Annotated in this window: 18 protein-coding genes; 9 read left to right on the forward strand and 9 right to left on the reverse strand. The window is 64.2% G+C overall.

Features of this window, described 5'->3' with window-relative positions; genetic code table 11:
* Window positions 1-10: 10 nt before the first annotated feature.
* Window positions 11-1,681 (reverse strand): ABC transporter substrate-binding protein, encoded by a 1,671-nt coding sequence (locus AC1C2O_RS10020; protein WP_495430283.1) that lies wholly within the window; start codon window positions 1,679-1,681, stop codon window positions 11-13.
* 261 nt (window positions 1,682-1,942) lie between these two features.
* Between AC1C2O_RS10020 and AC1C2O_RS10025 the strand changes: the two genes are divergently transcribed.
* Together AC1C2O_RS10025 and AC1C2O_RS10030 are read left to right on the forward strand one after the other, a co-directional pair.
* Window positions 1,943-2,257: a hypothetical protein gene (locus AC1C2O_RS10025; RefSeq protein ID WP_495430284.1), complete on the forward strand. Its 315-nt coding sequence runs from the start codon at window positions 1,943-1,945 to the stop codon at window positions 2,255-2,257.
* Window positions 2,258-2,320: 63 nt separating this feature from the next.
* Window positions 2,321-3,721: a threonine/serine exporter family protein gene (locus AC1C2O_RS10030; RefSeq protein ID WP_495430285.1), complete on the forward strand. Its 1,401-nt coding sequence runs from the start codon at window positions 2,321-2,323 to the stop codon at window positions 3,719-3,721.
* A gap of 20 nt (window positions 3,722-3,741) precedes the next feature.
* Here AC1C2O_RS10030 and AC1C2O_RS10035 read toward each other — a convergent pair whose 3' ends face one another.
* Window positions 3,742-4,449, reverse strand: coding sequence for a spermidine synthase (locus tag AC1C2O_RS10035; RefSeq protein ID WP_495430286.1), 708 nt, complete (start codon window positions 4,447-4,449; stop codon window positions 3,742-3,744).
* A gap of 68 nt (window positions 4,450-4,517) precedes the next feature.
* Between AC1C2O_RS10035 and AC1C2O_RS10040 the strand changes: the two genes are divergently transcribed.
* Together AC1C2O_RS10040 and AC1C2O_RS10045 are read left to right on the forward strand one after the other, a co-directional pair.
* Entirely contained in the window at window positions 4,518-6,479 is a 1,962-nt protein-coding gene (locus AC1C2O_RS10040) for a BCCT family transporter (RefSeq protein ID WP_495430287.1), read from the forward strand.
* Window positions 6,476-6,913 carry a DUF6630 family protein gene (locus AC1C2O_RS10045; protein WP_495430288.1) on the forward strand — a complete coding sequence of 146 codons (438 nt, stop codon included), beginning with the start codon at window positions 6,476-6,478 and terminating at the stop codon, window positions 6,911-6,913. Before AC1C2O_RS10040 ends, AC1C2O_RS10045 begins: the two co-directional genes overlap by 4 nt.
* Window positions 6,914-6,942: 29 nt before the next feature.
* Here AC1C2O_RS10045 and AC1C2O_RS10050 read toward each other — a convergent pair whose 3' ends face one another.
* Both AC1C2O_RS10050 and AC1C2O_RS10055 read right to left on the reverse strand, forming a co-directional pair.
* The gene (locus tag AC1C2O_RS10050; RefSeq protein WP_495430289.1) at window positions 6,943-8,073 is read right to left on the reverse strand and encodes an AI-2E family transporter; all 1,131 of its coding nucleotides are present in this window, start codon (window positions 8,071-8,073) and stop codon (window positions 6,943-6,945) included.
* 88 nt (window positions 8,074-8,161) lie between these two features.
* On the reverse strand, window positions 8,162-9,577 hold the full coding sequence (locus AC1C2O_RS10055; protein WP_495430290.1) for an amidase: 1,416 nt from the start codon (window positions 9,575-9,577) through the stop codon (window positions 8,162-8,164).
* 108 nt (window positions 9,578-9,685) lie between these two features.
* Here AC1C2O_RS10055 and AC1C2O_RS10060 point away from each other — a divergent pair, with 108 nt between their 5' ends.
* The 4 genes from AC1C2O_RS10060 to AC1C2O_RS10075 are packed head-to-tail and all read left to right on the forward strand — an operon-like array spanning window position 9,686 to window position 13,312.
* A complete protein-coding gene (locus AC1C2O_RS10060; protein ID WP_495430291.1) occupies window positions 9,686-10,624 on the forward strand; it encodes an ABC transporter ATP-binding protein in 939 nt (312 codons plus the stop codon).
* Between the two features lie 2 nt (window positions 10,625-10,626).
* A complete protein-coding gene (locus AC1C2O_RS10065; RefSeq protein ID WP_495430292.1) occupies window positions 10,627-11,469 on the forward strand; it encodes an ABC transporter permease in 843 nt (280 codons plus the stop codon).
* A gap of 23 nt (window positions 11,470-11,492) precedes the next feature.
* Window positions 11,493-12,692, forward strand: coding sequence for a sensor histidine kinase (locus AC1C2O_RS10070; protein WP_495430293.1), 1,200 nt, complete (start codon window positions 11,493-11,495; stop codon window positions 12,690-12,692).
* Window positions 12,689-13,312, forward strand: a complete 624-nt coding sequence (locus AC1C2O_RS10075) for a response regulator (RefSeq protein WP_495430294.1) — start codon at window positions 12,689-12,691, stop codon at window positions 13,310-13,312. Before AC1C2O_RS10070 ends, AC1C2O_RS10075 begins: the two co-directional genes overlap by 4 nt.
* On the opposite strand, the gene AC1C2O_RS10080 is transcribed toward AC1C2O_RS10075, so the two are convergent.
* Window positions 13,281-13,955, reverse strand: a complete 675-nt coding sequence (locus AC1C2O_RS10080) for a DUF4386 domain-containing protein (RefSeq protein ID WP_495430295.1) — start codon at window positions 13,953-13,955, stop codon at window positions 13,281-13,283. The two genes, AC1C2O_RS10075 and AC1C2O_RS10080, sit on opposite strands and share 32 nt — an antisense overlap.
* 93 nt (window positions 13,956-14,048) lie before the next feature.
* Between AC1C2O_RS10080 and AC1C2O_RS10085 the strand changes: the two genes are divergently transcribed.
* A complete protein-coding gene (locus AC1C2O_RS10085) occupies window positions 14,049-14,729 on the forward strand; it encodes a TetR/AcrR family transcriptional regulator (RefSeq protein ID WP_495430296.1) in 681 nt (226 codons plus the stop codon).
* Window positions 14,730-14,844: 115 nt separating this feature from the next.
* Here the strand turns inward: AC1C2O_RS10085 and AC1C2O_RS10090 are convergent, their stop codons facing one another.
* The 4 genes from AC1C2O_RS10090 to AC1C2O_RS10105 form a co-directional block, all read right to left on the reverse strand.
* On the reverse strand, window positions 14,845-16,011 hold the full coding sequence (locus tag AC1C2O_RS10090) for a fatty acid desaturase family protein (RefSeq protein ID WP_495430297.1): 1,167 nt from the start codon (window positions 16,009-16,011) through the stop codon (window positions 14,845-14,847).
* A gap of 81 nt (window positions 16,012-16,092) precedes the next feature.
* A complete protein-coding gene (locus AC1C2O_RS10095; RefSeq protein ID WP_495430298.1) occupies window positions 16,093-16,359 on the reverse strand; it encodes a hypothetical protein in 267 nt (88 codons plus the stop codon).
* A gap of 254 nt (window positions 16,360-16,613) precedes the next feature.
* Window positions 16,614-17,801: an L-2-hydroxyglutarate oxidase gene (lhgO, locus tag AC1C2O_RS10100; RefSeq protein ID WP_495430299.1), complete on the reverse strand. Its 1,188-nt coding sequence runs from the start codon at window positions 17,799-17,801 to the stop codon at window positions 16,614-16,616.
* Window positions 17,802-17,882: 81 nt separating this feature from the next.
* The gene (locus tag AC1C2O_RS10105) at window positions 17,883-19,058 is read right to left on the reverse strand and encodes a glycosyltransferase (RefSeq protein WP_495430300.1); all 1,176 of its coding nucleotides are present in this window, start codon (window positions 19,056-19,058) and stop codon (window positions 17,883-17,885) included.
* Between the last annotated feature and the right edge of the window lie 64 nt (window positions 19,059-19,122).

A 19,122-nucleotide genomic window follows, 5' to 3' on the forward strand; every position in this document is an offset into this window, starting at 1 on the left:
TGCGGCGGGATCAGTCGGACTTTTCCGCGAGACGCTGCTGCGCCCCGTTGATCAGATCGAGATACCCCGAGAGGTTCTGACCGTCAGTTTCGCCAAGGAACGCGTCCCATTCACTGAGCGGGCGCTGACCAAGGATGAATTTCAGTGTGTTCGTGTTCAGACTGTCCTTGATAGGTGTGGACATCAGAGCGGACTGCTCAAGCTCGGCTTCGTTCAGCGGCGCGGCTGGGAAGGGTGCACGAGGAGTGCGCGTTGACGTCACGGTGTCGATGTAGTCCACGAGCTGAGCCGAGTTATACGACTCCTTCAGCGCGCGCGACTCGGTTGAATCGGCGAGCACACCGTTACCGAAACCAAGATCCGTGAGGAGGTCCGTCTTGCCATCAGGGTTGATGTTGAATGCGTTGTACGAGAACTCGGGGTTCAGCGTGATCGAGCCGTCGTCGGCCTTCGTGTAAGTTTCGCCTTCGACACCCCAGCGCAACATCTCGCGAGCCTCCGGGTTGTAGTACAACCAGTCGAGGAACTGCAACATCGTGAGGAAACTCGGGTCCTTGGCTGCGTCAGCGGTGAGCATGAAGCCATTCCAGAAGTTGCGCGGCTCGATAACCTGTCCGGCAGGCCCACCCGGCGGTGCGATCTGGACGAGCTCGTAGTTGCCTTCGCCTACCGTCTCGTTCAAGGCGGTCGCGAACTCTTGCACAGTGCCGGCCGCACCGGATGCCGCGAACACCTCGCCGGCGGCGAACTTCTCGGTGACCGTGCCTGCGCCGTCATTGGCTGCGGTGAAAGACTCAGCGTCCAGCAAGCCGTCTTCGTAAAGGCCGCTGAAGTACTCCACCATCTCGCGGTAGCCCTCGTTGCCGGCGAATTCAAACTCGCCCTTGTCTTCGTTCCAGAAGGTGGCGTTTCCTAGGCCCCAGCCTGCGACCGTACCGAAGGCGTGCGCGGCGTAGTTGATCATGGCTTGACCTTCGAAACCGTCAGCCAAGGGGTACGAATCGGGGTACTCCGCCTTGACCTTCTCCAGGCCATCGCGCAGTTCATCCCACGTCTCGGGGATCTTGGCACCGACCTCGTCGAAGATGTCCTTGCGCAGGATGATCGTGAAGACCGGGACCGACACCTCCTGAAGACCAGGCAGCATGTAGTACTTGCCGTCGTCTTGGCGGAGGTTGTCCATCATGTCTTCCAGACCCCACTCCTTGACGTACTTCTGGAAGTTCGGCATCTTGTCGACGTAGTCACTCATGGGAAGAACGGCGCCGGCCGCAGCGAACTGATCCTCGTCGCCCGTGTAAGTCAGCGGAATGACGTAGGGCGCGTCACCGGCGCTGATGAGCAGGCTCCGCTTCTCGGTGGCGTCACTGAACGGGATGTTGGTCAGGTCGAGGGAGACATTCGTACGCTTCTCGATCTCGTCGAACACCTGCCACGAGTCAGTAATCGGGCTGTCCGGCCAATCGGTCCAGAGCATCGAGAAGTCCACCGGCTCAGTGGCTTTGAACTGCTCGTCCGCCTGGAAATTCTCCATCGCACCGACGGCAAGGTCCTCCAACGCGACGCCATCGTCGGCATTACTTTCTCCCGCGCCGCAGCCGGCGAGTACGAGTGCTGCAGAGACCGCGACGGCTACGGCCGCACTCCCCCGCCGCGCAAGTGCTGATGTCCTTCGTGTCATTGCTTCATGCTCCTCATTGAGATGTACCGCAGGGGGAATTCACACAATCCACCGATTTTGGTCTATCGATCGACTAACGCAGTCTATCGATAGACTGATTCTTGTCTACCCCGAATCAATGACAGCCGTAACAATGCGAAGTGATTTGGCGAAGGTCACCCGCAGCATTGCCACCGGTAGGCTGAGTGCGCGTCGACGATCGTCCGCAAAAATCCCAGCGCATCGCCGACGAGAATGCATCATGCAACCGCAGGAGTCTCCATGTCCGAAGCCGCCACTCGCCGCATCGAGTTGACCTTGCACAAGCCCTGGTTCGCCCTGTACATCGCCCCGAAACCGACATTCGTCATCGAAGGCCGCGGTCAGCCGATCCAGTGGGGTCTCGGCACTTGGCAGGTTCCGTCTGACAAAACGGTGAAGCTGGGTGTGTTCCTCTTCAACCGGTTGTGGCGCTTCGGTCAGGCTGAGTTCTCACTGGAACCCCACCACGCACCGGCGATCAAGTATCGGGCGCCGATGCTGCCTTTCCTCCCTGGTCGGATTCAGCTCGATACGAATCGAAGCACGAACGCATAGCGAGTTAGCCCACATGCCCCCGGCAAGGGTGGCATTCAGCTTCCGCATTGCCACAATGGGAGTATGTCCCGCGAACGCGAGTGGCGGCTGCTGACTTCGGTACGCCGCGCCATCCGAACGGACCCTTCACGGGTCGCACTCACCGAGGCATATCCGGTCCTCAATGAGACCGTCGTCGTGAAGATCCTCGACCTCGCGCTGCGGGTAGGCGAGTCTATGTTCGCCGTCGGCGCCTCTGCTCACGATGCCACCTTCGCCATCACTCGAATCTCCCAGTTTTACGGACTCACCGGGGTGCAGGTTGAGGTCGCATTCAACGCCATCACCGTCTCTTACCATCGCGGCGAGGAGGACTGGCCGACCACACTGCTCCGCGTGGTGCGCGCCGCGTCTCCGGATCACGCGAAGCTGCAGCGATTGCAAGCGCTGGTCGTCGACATCACCGACGGAATGGAACTCGGCCCAGCGCGGATAGCCTTCCGGATCATCCGACGCACGCCATTCTTGTATCGCCCCATCGTCGTGATCATTGCCCGTGCGCTACTCACCGTCGGCGCCGCGATCCTGTTCGACGCTTCACCGATCATCATCCTGCTTACCTTCATCGCGGCGCTCTGCGCTGCGTTCACCCAGGCCGGCCTCGCGCGCCTGCAGGTGCCATCGTTCTTCAGCCAGATCGCCGGCGCATTCGTCATCACCGCCTTCGCCGCCATCGTCTCGGCCCTCGGAGACGCGGGCATCACACCCTTCGCTGAGGTACAGCCTTCGATCATCGTCGCCTCAGGCATCGTGCTGATGCTCTCCGGCCTGACCGTCGTCAGTGCCGCGCAAGATGCCATCGACGGGTTTGCGCTCACTGCCGGCGGTCGCATCCTCGACCTCACGATGCAGACCGTCGGCGTCGTGCTTGGCATCCTCATCGGCCTCGAGGTCGCTCGCCTGTTCGGATTCAGCGTGGCTTTGCCCGACGACGCTCTGCCGTTCGGCTCGCTCCCCTCACAGATCGCTGGCGCCGCGATCATCGCCGTAGCGGTCGCGTTGTTCAACGGCGCGGGGATTCGAATCATCCTCGTCAGCGCAGTGCTCAGCGTGATCGCGATCCTCGGCTACAGCTCCACGATCCTGCTCGACATCCACGAGGGCGCGGCGAGCGCCGTCGGCGCGCTTCTGGCCAGCTTCGTCGGCATCCTGATTGCACGCAATCTGCATGTCCCCTCCGTCGCGGTCACGACCGCAGCGATCGTTCCACTGGTACCCGGTTTGACCGTCTTTCGGGGATTGCTCGGGGTCGTCGATTCCGACGGCACTGCAGAAGGGATGCTCGTCAGCATCAGCCCGCTCGTGCTCGCCGCGTCCATCGGCGTCGGCCTCGCTGCCGGCGCATCCCTCGGGCTCTACCTGGGCACCCCGCTGCGTGCCACCCTCGCCAGCGTCGCGAAATCGCGCGCCCGCGTCAGACGCTGACGGAACGCCGCCTACCCGGGTCAGCCACGGCTGCGCGCGACGTAGACGGTGTTCGATGAGACCCCACCGGTGACGGGGTTGTCGAAGTCGACGACGTGCGCGACGGCGTCGTCGAACACCGCGTTCAGTTCGACCATGAAGTCGTCGTCCGGCGGATCATCCGACCACAGCGCGAAGACACCACGCGGCGCGAGATGTCGGTCGAGTGCGCGCAAACCGGCCGCGTCGTAAAGGTCAGCATGCGTCGGGTCCAGCTGGTGACGCGGCGAGTGATCTACGTCGAGCAAGATGGCGGAGTATCCGCCGCGATCCGCGGCAGGTTCCGCGCGGATGACGGCGAAGAAGTCGTCCTCGACAAGGGTCGTCCTCGGGTCGCCGACGAGCTCGGTCGACACCGGCAGCAGCATCCGCTCGTGCCAGCCGATCACGGCGCCGAGTCGGTCGATCACCGTAAGTGCGCGCACCCGTTCGTCGCGCAATGCGGCGACAGCCGTGTATCCAAGCCCGAGACCGCCGACCAACACTGACAGGTCATCGCCCTGGACTGCGGCGAGCCCGAGATTCGCGAGTTCTTCCTCTGCCACCGTGAACAGGCTCGACATGAGGTACTCGTCGCCGAGCTTGACCTCGTAGATCTCCTGACCCACTGACGGCTCCGTGCGCCGCCGCAACATCAAGTCGCCGATCGGGGTGGGCTGCCAGTCAAGTTCTTCGAACCGAGTGATCACTGCGGCATCCCTCCGTCTCTGCTCACACTACCTGCCGTATTAGCCCAGTCACTGCAAGTATGGGTTTCGTGAACAGTGATTACGGAACGGGCAAGAACGCCAAAGACACCTCGTCTACGCCGCGTCCGGCCACGCGTGCCGTCGAAGTAGCACGCAACATCGCACGCAGCTTAAAGGATCTGCCGCCGAAGAGTGTGCATCCGGCGTTGATCCCCGGAGTGGGAGTGGAGCAGACCGGGCGCACGTACCGCACCGATTGGTTGGTGTTCGGCGTCGCAGCGGCCTTCGTCATCGCATTCATCAGCTGGGGTGTCTTCGGTGGTGAGAGCCTGTCGGCCACCGCACAGTCCGCCCTGGACTGGGTCATCGAGTACACCGGAGTCTTCTTCACCTCGGTGGCGACGGCGATCCTGCTGTTCATGATCTACCTCGGGGTCAGCAAGTACGGTCGCATCCCCCTCGGGCGCGATGGCGAAGCCCCCCAGTTCTCGATGTTCTCCTGGATCTCGATGCTTTTCGCCGCGGGCATGGGCATCGGCCTGGTGTTCTGGGGAGCAGCGGAGCCGCTGACCTTCTTCGAGACGCCACCGCCTGGAACAGTCGAGGGCGGAACGCTCGAGGCCATGCAGACGGCGCAGGCACAGGTGCTGTACCACTGGGGTCCACAGGCGTGGGCTTTCTACGCACTGGTGGGCGCCGCAATCGCGTACGGATCGTTCCGCCGCGGGCGCACGCCACTCATCTCATCGGTCTTCGCACCGTTGCTGGGGGAGCACAAGACGACGGGTCCGCTGGGCAAGACGATCGACATCTTCTCGATCCTCGTGACACTATTCGGCACGGCGGCGTCTCTTGGTCTTGGTGCCTTGCAGATCGGTCATGGCGTCGAAATCGTCTCCGGCATCGGAGAGATCGGCAACGGGGTACTCATCGCGGTGATCGCCGTCCTCACCGCCTGCTTCATCGCCTCAGCAGCTTCCGGCGTGTCTAAGGGAATCCAGGCACTGTCGAACATCAACGCTGTCGCAGCCATCGTGCTGTCACTTTTCGTCTTCTTCGTCGGCCCGTCACTGCTGATCTTGAACATAATTCCATCGATCGCTTTCGAGTTCATCAATGATCTCCCCCAGATGATGGGACGCTCCAACGCACAGGGTGAGGCGACACAGCAGTTCCTCGCCTCCTGGACGATCTTCTACTGGGCGTGGTGGATTTCCTGGTCGCCGTTCGTCGGCATGTTCATCGCCAAAATCTCGCGCGGCCGCACCATCCGCCAGTTCGTGCTGGTCGTGATACTCGTGCCGTCGCTGATCTCGCTGGTCTGGTTCGCGATCTATGGGACGACCGCGATCGATCAGCAGATGAACGGAGCAGAGCTGGCGACGACTCCGCCGGAGAATGTGCTCTTCGGTGTGCTCGAGAATCTCCCGCTCACGGGGATCACGAACATCGTGCTGATGCTCCTCATCGCGATCTTCTTCATCACCGGCGCCGACTCGGCATCTCTCGTGATGGGCACGATGTCGCAGCAGGGCCGTCCAACGCCCCAGCGCTGGGTCACGATCACCTGGGGCACGCTCGTCGGCGTGATCGCTGCGGTACTGCTTGCTACGGGGGTCGAGGGCAGCGGTCTGCGCGCGCTGCAGAATGTGACGATCATCGCCGCGTTGCCATTCGCCGTCATCCTGGTGTTCATGATGATCGCGCTGATGAAGGACCTCAGTCGCGATCCGTTGATCCTGCGCGACAAGTACGCACGGCAGGCACTCCGGCACAGCGTGCGCACGGGGCTGGAGGAATACGGGGACGGCTTTGCACTCATTCCGAGCGAGTATGACCATTCCCTGGACGGACACCCTTGGATCGACGTGCCAGTAGATGAGGCGTTCACCGAGGTATTCGAGACCTCGGCGCTGCCGATCATCACGACCGATGAGGTTGCCGCGGATGCATCCCTGATCGAGCCGGATTCTTCGGATGCCTCAAATGCCTCAAATGCCTCGGACGCCTCGAACGGAGATGCAAAATGAGCGACCCGACGACCGACGATTGGGCCCGCCTCTGCGCACTGTTGGACGACGACCCCGAGCTTGAGCCGGCCGTGAGGCAGGCAGCCACCGGAGGGCTCGACGCCTGGCAGGCACTCCTTGATGGGCTCGACGAGGCGGGCGCGCTCGCCTACCTCGATGGGAAAGACACCGGAGTTGAGTTGGCCGACGCACTACCCGCGCTCCCCCGGATCTTCCAGGCCAGTATCGATATCGATGCCGTCGGCGACGTCGACGGCGACCTGCCTGCCGCAGTCGCGCGCGCCGACGAGCTCCTCCGCCCACACGGATTCCGCCTGATCTACCTCGACGAAGACTCGGACGCCTATCCGCTGATCGCCGTTCCGATCGCCAACGCCGAGGAGATCATCGCCCTGTCGCAGCGTGTGGGGCACACCGCGCGCCTATTCGGCTGAGGCGAGGACCTTCCTCCGGACGACACTGATTACGCGATGACGCCGACCTCTGCATCGGGCGGAGTCAATTTTTGGTCCTGCGCGGGAAACAGCACCTTCTGCACGATGATGATGATGCTCGCCGTCACCGGGATCGCCACCAGGGCGCCGAGGATCCCCCCGAGTGCACCGCCACCGACCGCGGCGATCACGACGATCGCACCTGGTACGGAAACCGCGCGACTCATGATGCGCGGGCTCAGCACGTACGCCTCGATCTGCATGTAGATGAGGTAGTAGATGGCCGCGATCAGCGCGGTGACCGGTGCGTTGAACAGACAGATCAACGAAATGATGATCGATGCACTGAGCGTTCCGACGAGCGGGATGAGCGAACCGATGAATGCGATCAGCGCCAACAGTGCCGGAACCGGTGCCCCAATGATGCTCATCAAGATGATCGTCAGCACCGCGTTGATCGACGCCAGACTGACCTGACCGATCACATAGCGCCCCACCGCCGTTGAGACGTCTTCGAGCAGCTCGCTGAAGCGGGGCCGCCGATATGCAGGAACGAACCGCGCCGCGGTCCGCTTCATGCTCCGCAGCGACGCCATGAAGTACAGGGTCAGGATGAGCACGATGATCACCCCGGTGACTCCGCTCGCGATCCCCGATCCCACAGCGATCAGCCCCCCGCCGATCTGGCCAAGGTTGTCGGGATCCTGGAAGAATTCCAGTGCGCCGTTGGCAGCGTTCTCAATCTCTGCGCCGTATTGGCCGGTCACCTGCGTGAACCAGTCGCTACCCATCACGTCTTCGATCATCTTCGGTGCGTCTTCGACGAGATTGCCGATCTGGCGCACCAGTATGGGCACGATCGCGAGCAGGATGCCGGCGAAGACCGCCAGCACTCCAGCGACCACTACGGTCACTGCTGCAGCCCTCGGCATCCGCTTCTCCAGAAACACCACGACGGGGTCGAGGCCGAGGGAGAGGAACAACGCCACCCCGATATAGATCAAGACCGTCGCAAGCTGGCCGACGATCGCGCCGATCAGAAGTGCGACGAGCACTCCCAGCGCCCCGACGAGCCCGAATCTGAACGGTTCGATCCGGTTCAGATGACTTCTGTTGCCGGACGTTCCACCGTCACTGCTGGCTCTAATACGACCCCGCATGATGCCCCCTCTAGTTCAATTCCGTGTGACATTTGAGCACCCGCAACGTCGTAGGTCAAGGGGCGTGCAATCAATGGCGATTCGTGATTCAGGTGGGAAGCAAACCCCACACCACAGGCCGCGGCAAACCGTCGACTCGGCGCTCGAGCTCAGCGGCGAGCGCGATGATCGCCGCTTCGCCACCAGGACGCCCGATCAGCTGCACGCTCACTGGATGCCCCGATGCATCAAGGGTCACCGGAACCACCACGGCGGGAAGACCTGCGACGTTCACGAAACTCGAGTACGGGGCGTAGCGCACCTGCTGCGAGAAGTTCTCCGCGGCATCAGTCGAGTGGAACCATCCGACCGGCTGCGGGGGTAGCGCGAGCGCCGGAGTCAGCACCGCATCGAATGGCGCGAACGCCGTGATCGTGGCACGTTCGAATGCCGTTGCCGCGGCGAGCGCCTCCAACACCTGCGCACCGCTCAGGCGACGCCCCTCCCGAACCAGCCACGCCGTGATCGGCTCGACGAATTCAAGCTCGACATCCGACAGGGTCATGCGCGCCGCGCTCGTGCGCCAGATCGTCGTGAACATCTCCGCATAGCCGCGCGGACGCCAGTCGAACTCGTCTACGCCGTGTCCGGCATCCAACAACAGCTCCGCCGCCACCGAAACCGCCCGCGCCGCATCCGGGTCAAGCCGAATGTCGTCGGCATCGTCCCACGGTGAGACGGTCGTCACGCCGACACGAGCGGATGCCGCATCCGCCGTCGCTGCGTCAAGAAACGGACCAGAGCCGGGCGCCGCCGTGGCATACGGGTACGGCCGCCCGCCCACTTGCACGTCAAGTAGCAGCGCAGCATCCGCGACCGTGCGGGCGATCGGCCCCGCCACCGGCAGCCCACCGGGACTATCAAGTCCCGAAGCGAACGGGATGCGCCCGCGCGAGGGCTTGATCCCCACAACGCCGACCGTCGCGGCCGGAATGCGGATCGACCCGCCACCATCGGATGCCGGGGCGAGCGGCAGCAGCCCCGCCGCCACCGCGGTCGCTGCTCCCCCGCTTGAGCCGCCTGCACCGTTCGCCGGATTCCACGGGTCACGCGCGGGAGGTGCGACCTGCGATTCGGTGTATCCGGTGAGTCCGAACTCGGGGGTGTTCGTCTTGCCGAGGCTGATGCCGCCCGCCTCATCGAGCACCGCGGCCTGGTCCGCCGTGGCATCCGGCACGAAATCCTTGTGTAGGCGGGAGCCGAACCGCGTCGACACTCCGGCGCGTGCGACAAGGTCCTTGTCCCCGAACGGGAGTCCCCAGAGGGCGCCCTCAGGTGCCTCGTTGGCCATGGTCGCGGCGCGGTCGCGCGCGGCATCCGCTGTTACCTCCACGAAAGCGCCGAGTCCGCTGTCGAGCCGGTTGATGCGTTCGAGGTAGTGCGCGACGAGATCGGCCGGGCTGATCTCACGCGAACGAAGCGCCGCCAGTTGTTCGATCGCGGTCAGGTCGTGCAGCTCAGCCATGGCTCGAGCCTACGGGTGACTTGCCATCGTGCATCCACCGATCGGTGGATACGCGAATCAGCCGCCCGGCCGCTACCGGCCGGCCCTGCACCAGGCCACGCTGGAACCATGACAGAAAACGTGATCGAGGTTCGCGACCTCCGCAAGTCTTACGGAGCCTTCACCGCCGTCGATGGCATCAGCTTCGACATCCACCGCGGCGAGACCTTCGCTTTGCTGGGACCGAACGGTGCGGGCAAATCCACGACCATCGAGATCCTGGAGGGCTACCGCCACCGCACTTCCGGTGACGTGCGAGTGCTCGGCGTCGACCCACAACGCGGTGGACTAGCTTGGAAGGCGCGACTCGGCATCGTGCTGCAGTCAACCGGCGAGGCCGGCAACGCTTCGGTGCGCGAACTGCTCACCGAGTTCGCTGGCTACTACCCTCGCCCTCGCGACATCGACGAGGTGATCGCTGCGGTCGGGCTCGAACAGAAGCAGAAGACGCGCGTCGGCAAGCTCTCCGGCGGGCAGCGGCGCCGCATGGACGTCGCCCTCGGCATCATCGGCCGCCCCGAGATGCTCTTCCTGGACGAGCCGACCACAGGTTTCGACCCGGAGGCCAGGCGCCAGTTCTGGGGTCTCATCAACTCGCTGAAGGCCGAGGGCACCAGCATCCTGCTCACCACCCACTACCTAGACGAAGCCGCGCAGCTCGGCGACCGGGCAGCCGTCATCACAGGAGGGGTGATCTCCGCGATCGGCCGCGTCGACGAGATCGGCGGGGCGGATGCCCGCACCCCACGCGTGCGCTGGACCGACTCCGACGGCACGACTCACGAACAGCACACCGATCAGCCCGGCGCCGTCGTGGCCGGGCTGTTCCGCGACGGTGGCGAGCCGCGCGGACTCGAAGTCGTCCGCCCCACGCTCGAAGACATCTATCTCGGCCTGATTCGCGAGCAGTCAGACGCCGACACCGTTCATAACTCCGCAGAAACGGCCGAGAAACTCGCAAAACCTGCAGCGGCACCTGCATCCACGCTGATCTCTGAGGAGTTATGAACATGAACGCCACCACACTGACCCCGAATGCCACCAGCTTCGGCCTGCCCCGCACCTTGCGTCTCGGCGTCCGCCGCATCGGCTTCGAGCTGCGCCAATACTTCCGCGCCGGAGACCAGGTGTTCTTCACCTTCCTCTTCCCGACGCTGATGTATCTCGTCTTCGCGACGATCTTCACCGGCGACATCGGCGAGGGCCCGGATGCCGTGAGCATGGCGACGTATTACCTGCCAGGGCTCATCGCCGGTGGCATCCTGCTCTCCGGATTGCAGGGTCCGGCGCTCGAGATCGCTGCGGAGAAGAGCGACGGCACACTCAAGCGCCTCGGTGGCACACCGATCTCGCCCGTGACGTACTTCATCGGCAAGCTCGGCCAAGTCTTCGTGACCGCCATCCTTCAGATCGCCCTACTGATCGTCGTCGCCGCCGTCCTCTACGGCGTAGAACTACCGACGGATGCCGCAACATGGGGCCGCTTCGCCTGGATCTTTGTGCTGGGGCTCATCACCTGCACGCTGCTCGGCATCGCGCTGTCCTCCGTGCCGCGCACCGGTAAAACGGCGTCAGCGGTCGTCATCCCGATTGTGCTGCTCATCCAGTTCATCTCCGGCGTCTACATCGCGTTCTCGATGCTCCCGGAGTGGCTGCAGAATGCCGCCGGTGTGCTGCCGGTGAAGTGGATCGCACAGGGCATGCGCTCGGTGTTCCTGCCGGATTCCTTCGCGGTCGCCGAGGTCAGCGGCTCATGGGATCTCGGGATCATCGCGCTTGTGCTTGTCGGTTGGCTCGTGGTCGGACTCATCATCAGCCGGCTGACGTTCCGCTGGATCCACCGCAACGGATGAACAGGGGTGGAAGAGTGGTACGCATGAGCAACAGCATCCACCGCGAGCAGCTGGGCTGGGATATCGCCAGTGGCGGGCTGTTCATCGTGATCACGATCATCGCGTTTGTGGACCCGCCCCGATTCCCCGGATCGCCATGGGTGTTGGTCACGATCGCTGCCGGCATCCTCGCCGTCTACGCGTTCGGTGCCCGGCGGTACGTCAGCATCCGCGAATCACCGCTGCCGACTCCGTTGACCTCCGCGCTCCTGCAGATCAGCCTCGTCGTCCTCCTCGCCGTCGGAACCTCACTCGCTCCGAACATGCTCCTGCTGCAGACCATCGTGCTACCGCTGATCTGGATGACGTCACGATCCACCCGCCAATCGGTGCTCGTCACGCTCGCGAATGCGCTCATGCTGACCCTCGCCTACTCGGTGTGGGGCGGATTCGAACCGGCGACGGTGGTCGCCGGCTTCCTCACCTCGGGCCTCTCCGCGGCGTTCAGCATCGCTTTGGGACTCTGGATCAGCCGCATCGCTGAGTGGGGCGCTGAGCGCCAACGGCTGCTCGCAGAGCTCACTGAAGCCCAGACCAGCCTGGAGGCCGCCAGCCGCGAAGCCGGCGCCACCGCCGAGCGCTCGCGTCTTGCACGAGAGGTTCACGACACGATCGCGCAGACGCTGACCAGCATCGTCATGCTCGCAGAACGTGCCCGCCGCGACGGATCAGCCGACACCATTGCACTGATTGAGGAAGGCGCCCGCGAGGCCCTGCGCGAAGCCCGCACGCTCGTGGTCGTCGAGTCGCCGGCGTCCACCCCTTCTGGTTCGCTCGCGCAGGCGCTGCACCGACTCGGCGAGCGATTCGAGCGCGAGACCGGTGTGAGTGTTCGCGTGGAGGCATCCGAGTGCGACGTATCGCGCGACATCCAGGTCGTCCTGCTGCGCTGCGCACAGGAGGGGCTGGCGAACGTCCGCAAACATGCCGCTGCGAGCGCGGCATCCGTCGTCCTCGCGATCGGTGCCAACGCGACGCTTACTGTGCGCGACAACGGCCGCGGTCTCGGCGATGCCACCATCGATGCCAGCCATGGCTTCGGGCTGGCTGGCATGCGTGATCGCATAGCTCTCGTAGGAGGAACGTTGAACGTGACGGATGCCGCACCGAACGGCACGGCTCTCACCGTGCACATCCCATTGAAATCTGAGGCGGCGCTGATCGCTGCGGAGGTTCCGGAATGATCCGCGTCATCGTCGCCGACGACCACCCCATCGTGCGCGCCGGCATTGTCGGACTGCTCTCGCTGGATGACGGACTCGAGGTCGTCGGCGAGGCGTCAGACGGCGCGGAAGCAGTCGCGTTGGCGCATGCGCTGCGTCCAGACGTCGTGCTGATGGATTTGCGGATGCCCAACCTCACCGGAGCCGAAGCCACCGCCCGTCTCGCCGCAGAACTACCGGATGTGCGGGTACTGGTGCTCACCACTTATGAGAGCGACGACGACATCCTCGGCGCGATCGAAGCCGGCGCCAGCGGCTATCTGCTCAAGGCCGCACCGCAGGAGGAAATCGTTGCCGGCATCCGCTCGGTCGCTGACGGCCACACGGTGCTCGCGCCATCGATCGCGGCGACCCTGGTGACACGCATGCGCACTGCGCGCGAGGAACGCCCGCAACTGAGTCCGCGCGAACTCGACGTTCTGAGGCTCGTCGCGGCAGGAGGCAGCAACCCCGCGATCGCGAAGTCGCTGTTCATCGGCGAAGCGACGGTGAAGACGCACCTGCTGCACGTGTTCGAGAAGCTCGGGGTCTCCGACCGCACTCGCGCCGTCACGCTCGCGTTGGAACTCGGGTTGCTGTAGCAACGGTCGCACGTTCGAGAGCGTCCGCGTCGACGCCCCTGACGATCAGCCAGACACCAAGACTGAACTCCCATGCGGCGATAGGGAGGGCGGCGATCGCCGCGATCGCCGACACCTGATCCACCACATCGAAGACCGTCAACAGAGCGGATGCCGCGAGCAACGGCGCCCCGATCAGACCGATCAGCGGGATGACGCGCGGCACGAGCCGGGCGCGGTACAGCACCGTGCCGAGCAGGAGTGCGTTCGCGGCAGGCAGCAGGCCCGGCCCCGCGAGGAACGCCGCGTCGTGGAGCGCGACGAGCACCGGCGCAGCACTGCCGTCCGCGCGCCCGATGTCCACCAGCGACAGCAGCGCGATCACGCCGACGAACACCGTTGAGGCCTCGAGCACTCGCGAGCCGACGAACCCGAGTGCGAGCGCTTCGTTCGCCCTCCGCACGAGCGGGTAGAGCGCGATGGCCGTCCCGAGGCAGCTGAGTGCGAGCAAAACGTCAAGCACGATCGCCCACCTCATGGATGCCGAATCACCAGCTCCGAGCGAGTCCAGGAACGGCTGCTTCAGTGCCAGGGCGGGAATCGAGGTCACGAAGGTGACGAGGTACAGGATGCCGGCGATCCTGGCGAGCGTGCGGTCGGACATGGTTTTCCCTTCGAAATCAACGCAGGGTGTACGGCGTACACCTTTTCACCCCGAGCCTAGGTGTACGCTGTAAACTCGTCAAGAGGGAGATCGATGACCGCACCGAAGCGCGTACCCCTCGACCGAGGTCGCGTCCTCACCGCCGCCGCCGCGTTCGCCGATCGCGAAGGCTTGGCACCGCTCAGCATGCGCGCACTTGCGGGCGGGCTGGGTGTCGTGCCGATGGCGCTCTACAAGCACGTCTCCGACCGGGATGATCTCATCGGTGGAATGATCGACCTTGTCGTCGCGGAGTATGAGGCGCCGACATCCGGTCTTCCTTGGCGAGACGCCGTACGTGCGCGGGTGCTGTCAGCGAGGGAAGCGCTGGCTCGGCATCCGTGGCTGCGAGCTGCGATCGAGAGCGCCACCCAGCAGACGCCGGGCGCTCTCACCTATATGAACGCCGTCGCCGGAGAGTTCATCGATGGTGGAGTGTCAGTAGATCTCGCCCACCACGCTATGCACGCGCTGGGCTACCGCATCTGGGGGTTCAATGCCGAGGCGTTCTCGGCCGCACCTGCGCCGGCCGCGGCATCCGAAGCAGAACAGCAAGCGATGATGCAGGTCATGGCTGCTCAATACCCGCATGTCACAGCGATCGCGATGGATGCGGCCATCCGCAACCCGCAGGGCGCGTGCGACTATCAGTCCGAGTTCGAGTTCACACTCGACCTGCTGCTCGATGCCTTCCAACGCCTGCACGAGACCGGGTGGGTGTCGCGGGTCGCGTGACCTGCAGCAAGCTTTGCGGTCCTAACGAACTTTTGCGGCCCTAACGAACTTCTGCGGCCTCTCCCGAAGGATGTGGCCGCAGAAGCGCGGATGGACCGCTGAAGTTTGCGGGGAGCTATGCCGCTGCGCGACCGAACTGCGTCGCAGCAGGGCAGTCGAACGGATCGGCACCCGCGGCGAGCCCGACGCGGTTCAGGTACTCGATGACGATCGCATAAGAGCGGATCAGGTTCGTCTCGGTGTACGGCACGTCGTTCGAGATGCAGTAGTCGCGCACGATGCCGCGAGCCTTGGCCAGGTGCGGCCGTGGCATGTTCGGGAACAGGTGGTGCTCCACCTGGTAGTTCAGGCCACCCATGAACATCGTGACCCACCAACCACCGGAGATGTTGCGAGAGGTGCGAACCTGCTTGGTGAAGAAGTCCAGTCGGGCACCCGGCTCAATGATCGGCATGCCCTTGTGGTTCGGGGCGAACGCGGCGCCCATGTAAACGCCGAAGACGGCAAGCTGCACGCCCATGAACGCGAACGCCATCCCGAGCGGGAGCATCAAGAAGACCGGAACCAGAACGGCGGCGAGACGCGCGGTGATGAGTGCCAGTTCAATCCAGCGACCCTTAACACCCTTCTTAGTGAACAGGTACTTCAGACCGAGGTAGTGCAGGTTCAGACCCTCCAGCGTGAGCAGCGGGAAGAACAGCCACCCCTGCTTGCGGGTGATCAGGCGGATCAGGCCACGGGACTTGGCAGCATCCTCTTCGAGGAACGAGACCGTGTCGACTTCGATGTCCGGGTCCTTGCCAACCTGGTTGGGATTGCCGTGGTGCTTGGTGTGCTTGTTGTCCCACCAGGAGTAGCTCATGCCGACGAGTCCAACGAGGACGCGAGCGAGGCGGAAGTTCGCCGGCCCAGAAGTCAGCACCTGCCGGTGTGCAGCTTCGTGCGCAACGAAGGCGATCTGCGTGAAGATGATGCCGAGCGCGCCGGCGATGAGCAGTTGGAACCAGCTGTCGCCGAGCAGTATGAATCCGGTGATCGCACCACCGAGGGCGAGGGCGATGCCCACTCCCGTCAGCAGGTAGAACCACTGGGTGCGATTGAGCAGTCCGGTCTCACGTACGACCTGCGACACGCTTCGATATGCCTTCGCCATCGGAGGGAAGTCGGCATTGCCTGCGTACGTCTGGCGTACTGGTCCGAGGATGTTTTCGGTCGTTTCGACGACCGTTGAGGTGGAGATAATGCTCTCCTGTCGATCGGAGCCCTTGAGCTGTGAAGCCAAGGGCGGACGCCGTTCGCTTCACTCCAGGCTAACGTGCCCCGTATACGCCACCGCGTATACGTTCCCCAACGGAAGTGACCTTCAGGAACGAGCCCTGGTCAGATGACGACGCAGCGTCTGCCGAATCGACCGCGTGCGGCGGCGCGGCGGGTACTCGAGGGCCGACCGAGCGTCGGCGAGTGTGGAGAACGAACCGAGGTCGGCTCCATGGTTGTCGTGGACAACGTGTGTGGCGCCTTCGCGCTCGACGAAACCGGCGAATTCGCCTTCGCGGGTCGCGACAAAGACGTTGTCGTCTGCTTGTTTCCAGTTCAGGGGTAAGGGTGAATGTGTGGACGTACTGCTCATTATGGTGATGCTCATTGCTTTGTGCGGACGCGCGCGCAGGCGCATCTCAGGTTCTTGAAATCAGAAGCGGATGCCGCGCGCGTCGGTGCGAGCGGTCCTTTACGGCCCTGATCAGTGGCTACGTGAAGCGCCGAATCACGGCGAATCGTTCACGTTGCACAATCAGCCTACCAGCCCTTCCACGATGCGGGCTGGGAACGCCCAACTTGTCGCTCAGACGTCGGCCGTGCGTGCGCCGATCTGATTCGGCATCATCAATCGGCCGTGAGTACGTCCATGATGTGCTCACCGATGAGCAATGACGCCGTTGCCGCCGGTGACGGCGCGTTCAGGACGTGGAGGGTTCGACCGCTGCACACGAAGTGGAAGTCGTCGAGCATCCGTCCGTCCCTGCCAACCGCCTGCGCCCGCACGCCTGCTTGGGAGGGCGCGAGGTCGCCGAGTTGCAGTTCAGGGAGCATCTCGCGCGCGGCGCGCAGCATCGCCCGCCCGGAGAGCGAACGGAACACCTCTTTCGCCCCCACGCCGATATAGCCAGCTCCCAACCGCCAAGCACCGGGGAAGGCGAGCGTATCCGCAGTGTCGCGGATCGAGATGTGACTCCAGGAGTAACCCTCTCGCGCAAGTGCCGGCACGGCGTTCGGCCCCACGTGCACCGCGCCGTCGATCCCGCGCGTGAGATGAACGCCGAGGAACGGCAGGTCAGGATCAGGCACCGGATACACCAGCCCCTTCACCAGATGGGCGCGGTCTGCGCGGAGTTCGCTGTACTCGCCACGGAAGGGAATGATCCTCACGTCGACAGAAAGTCCCGATCGACGGGCGATCCGGTCGGCGTGCAGCCCTCCGCACACGGCCACCCGATGAGCGACAAGCGAGAGATCACCAGCCTCGACTCTGGCTCCTTCTGCCGACTCCACGACAGAGGACACCTCGGCTCCGAACCGCACCTCGCCTCCGGCTGCCCGCACCTCAGCGGCGAGCGCCCGCGAGACCTCCCCATAGTCGACGCGTCCGGTCGGCTCGACGACGAGCGCAGAGAGGACATCGATGTGGGGTTCACGTTCTGCGATCTCGCCGGGTTCTGGGTCGCGGACCGACACCCCGTTGGCAATACCCCTGGCGCGCAGCGCCTCCAATCTGGGGAGCTCCTGCGGACGAGTGGCGACGACGAGCTTGCCCGGAACGTCGTAGCGGATGCCGTGCTCCTGGCAGAATTCCTGGAGCAGGCGGCCCCCGCGGATCGCGAAGTCGGCCTTCAGTGAACCGGGGGCGTAGTAGAGCCCCGAATGGATCACGCCCGAATTCCGGCCAGTCTGATGCAGCGCGACGTCGCGCTCCTTCTCCAGGATGACGAGCGGGCGATCTGGATCACGCCGAAGCATCGCCCTGGCGGTGGCGAGTCCGACGATTCCGGCCCCGACGACAACGTTTGGCAGCATGAGCATCCCTTCCGTCAGGCGGGTTGCATCACACGAGACGAAGCAGCGCGCCGCCCCTCATCCTAGGTCGCCCGTCGACGCTCAGAGCTCGCCGGGGCGCATCGCCTCGGCGTCGATCGCACGGATGATGCGCTGCCCCGCCGTATCAGTCGGCGGCTCAGCCGCGGCATCCGACTTCCCCCGCCTGCGCGGCGCGTAAACAACCAGCGAGTGGAACAGGAACCTCGCGAAGAACGCGACGATCAGCGAGAGCGCAGTGGCCAGCACGCTGGAGATGTGCCAGGTCTCGACCATGAGCGCCATAATCGGAATGCGAAGCGTCGCTTCGATGCCATTGAAAGTAAATGATGCGCCGAACCGCGCCCAGGCGCCGCGGGCATCCTGACGCATATCGGCGAACACGAACCGCTCCTGCAGCAGGAAGTTGCCGATGATCGTCACCACTGCGCCGACGATCGCCGCCCAGACATATGGCATGCCCATCGTCGTGAGCGCCCACATGATGCCGAGATTCGCGACCGCGCCGATCACGCCGATCAGCGCGAACAGCGACATCTTGCCGAATCGCAACCGGGTCAGGTGTGCGACGAAGGTGGCACCCTGGCGTAGCGTCGCCTTCGACGTGCCGTTGCGGCGCTCAGAGAATTCCATTGGAACCTCGGCGATGCGCACATCCGACCGAGCGAGGATCTCCAGCAGGATCTTGAATCCCTGCGGCCGCAGGGTCGGCAGATCGAGGCGTCGTCGATCGACGAGGAAGAAGCCGGTCATCGGGTCTGTGCTGCGCGCCAGCCGCCGCGGGAACATCGCTTTCGCCAGCCAGGTCGCCGCCCGCGAGACGCCGAATCGCAGCGCCGTGCCGAGACCACGGGAGTCGCCCCCGCCGACGTAACGGGATGCCGCGACGACATCAGCGTCGCCCTGCTCGAACCGCTTCAGCATGATGGGCAGCAACTCGGGCGGATGCTGCAGGTCACCGTCCATCACGATGCAGATGTCGCCTGCGGCCTCTGCCATGCCCAGCACGACCGCGCCGCCCAGCCCGCCGACGTTCGCACTGCGATGAATCACCCGCACCGGCAGCGCAGCGTCGGAGGCGACGCGCACGACTTCCGCGGCCGTGTCGTCTGAGCTGTCATCGATGAAGAGGATCTCCGCTTCGCGGCCACCCAATGCCCCACCGATGCGTGCGACGAGTTCGGCGACGTTGTCACGCTCGTTGAAGGTCGGCACGATGACAGTGATTGACGTTCCCACGTGCCTCTCCTCCCCGACGCTCGCATTGCCAGCATCTATCGTTTCATGGCTTGCGATCCGACGG

The organism is Microbacterium sp. Y355, assembly GCF_059445345.1.

What these genes read in the sequence shown, in the direction of transcription:
- AC1C2O_RS10020 (WP_495430283.1), bottom strand. Translation starts at nt 1,681, where the DNA reads ATGACACGAAGGACATCAGCACTTGCGCGGCGGGGGAGTGCGGCCGTA.
- AC1C2O_RS10025 (WP_495430284.1), top strand. Translation starts at nt 1,943, where the DNA reads ATGTCCGAAGCCGCCACTCGCCGCATCGAGTTGACCTTGCACAAGCCC.
- AC1C2O_RS10030 (WP_495430285.1), top strand. Translation starts at nt 2,321, where the DNA reads ATGTCCCGCGAACGCGAGTGGCGGCTGCTGACTTCGGTACGCCGCGCC.
- AC1C2O_RS10045 (WP_495430288.1), top strand. Translation starts at nt 6,476, where the DNA reads ATGAGCGACCCGACGACCGACGATTGGGCCCGCCTCTGCGCACTGTTG.
- AC1C2O_RS10050 (WP_495430289.1), bottom strand. Translation starts at nt 8,073, where the DNA reads ATGCGGGGTCGTATTAGAGCCAGCAGTGACGGTGGAACGTCCGGCAAC.
- AC1C2O_RS10055 (WP_495430290.1), bottom strand. Translation starts at nt 9,577, where the DNA reads ATGGCTGAGCTGCACGACCTGACCGCGATCGAACAACTGGCGGCGCTT.
- AC1C2O_RS10060 (WP_495430291.1), top strand. Translation starts at nt 9,686, where the DNA reads ATGACAGAAAACGTGATCGAGGTTCGCGACCTCCGCAAGTCTTACGGA.
- AC1C2O_RS10065 (WP_495430292.1), top strand. Translation starts at nt 10,627, where the DNA reads ATGAACGCCACCACACTGACCCCGAATGCCACCAGCTTCGGCCTGCCC.
- AC1C2O_RS10070 (WP_495430293.1), top strand. Translation starts at nt 11,493, where the DNA reads ATGAGCAACAGCATCCACCGCGAGCAGCTGGGCTGGGATATCGCCAGT.
- AC1C2O_RS10075 (WP_495430294.1), top strand. Translation starts at nt 12,689, where the DNA reads ATGATCCGCGTCATCGTCGCCGACGACCACCCCATCGTGCGCGCCGGC.
- AC1C2O_RS10080 (WP_495430295.1), bottom strand. Translation starts at nt 13,955, where the DNA reads ATGTCCGACCGCACGCTCGCCAGGATCGCCGGCATCCTGTACCTCGTC.
- AC1C2O_RS10085 (WP_495430296.1), top strand. Translation starts at nt 14,049, where the DNA reads ATGACCGCACCGAAGCGCGTACCCCTCGACCGAGGTCGCGTCCTCACC.
- AC1C2O_RS10095 (WP_495430298.1), bottom strand. Translation starts at nt 16,359, where the DNA reads ATGAGCAGTACGTCCACACATTCACCCTTACCCCTGAACTGGAAACAA.
- lhgO (WP_495430299.1), bottom strand. Translation starts at nt 17,801, where the DNA reads ATGCTGCCAAACGTTGTCGTCGGGGCCGGAATCGTCGGACTCGCCACC.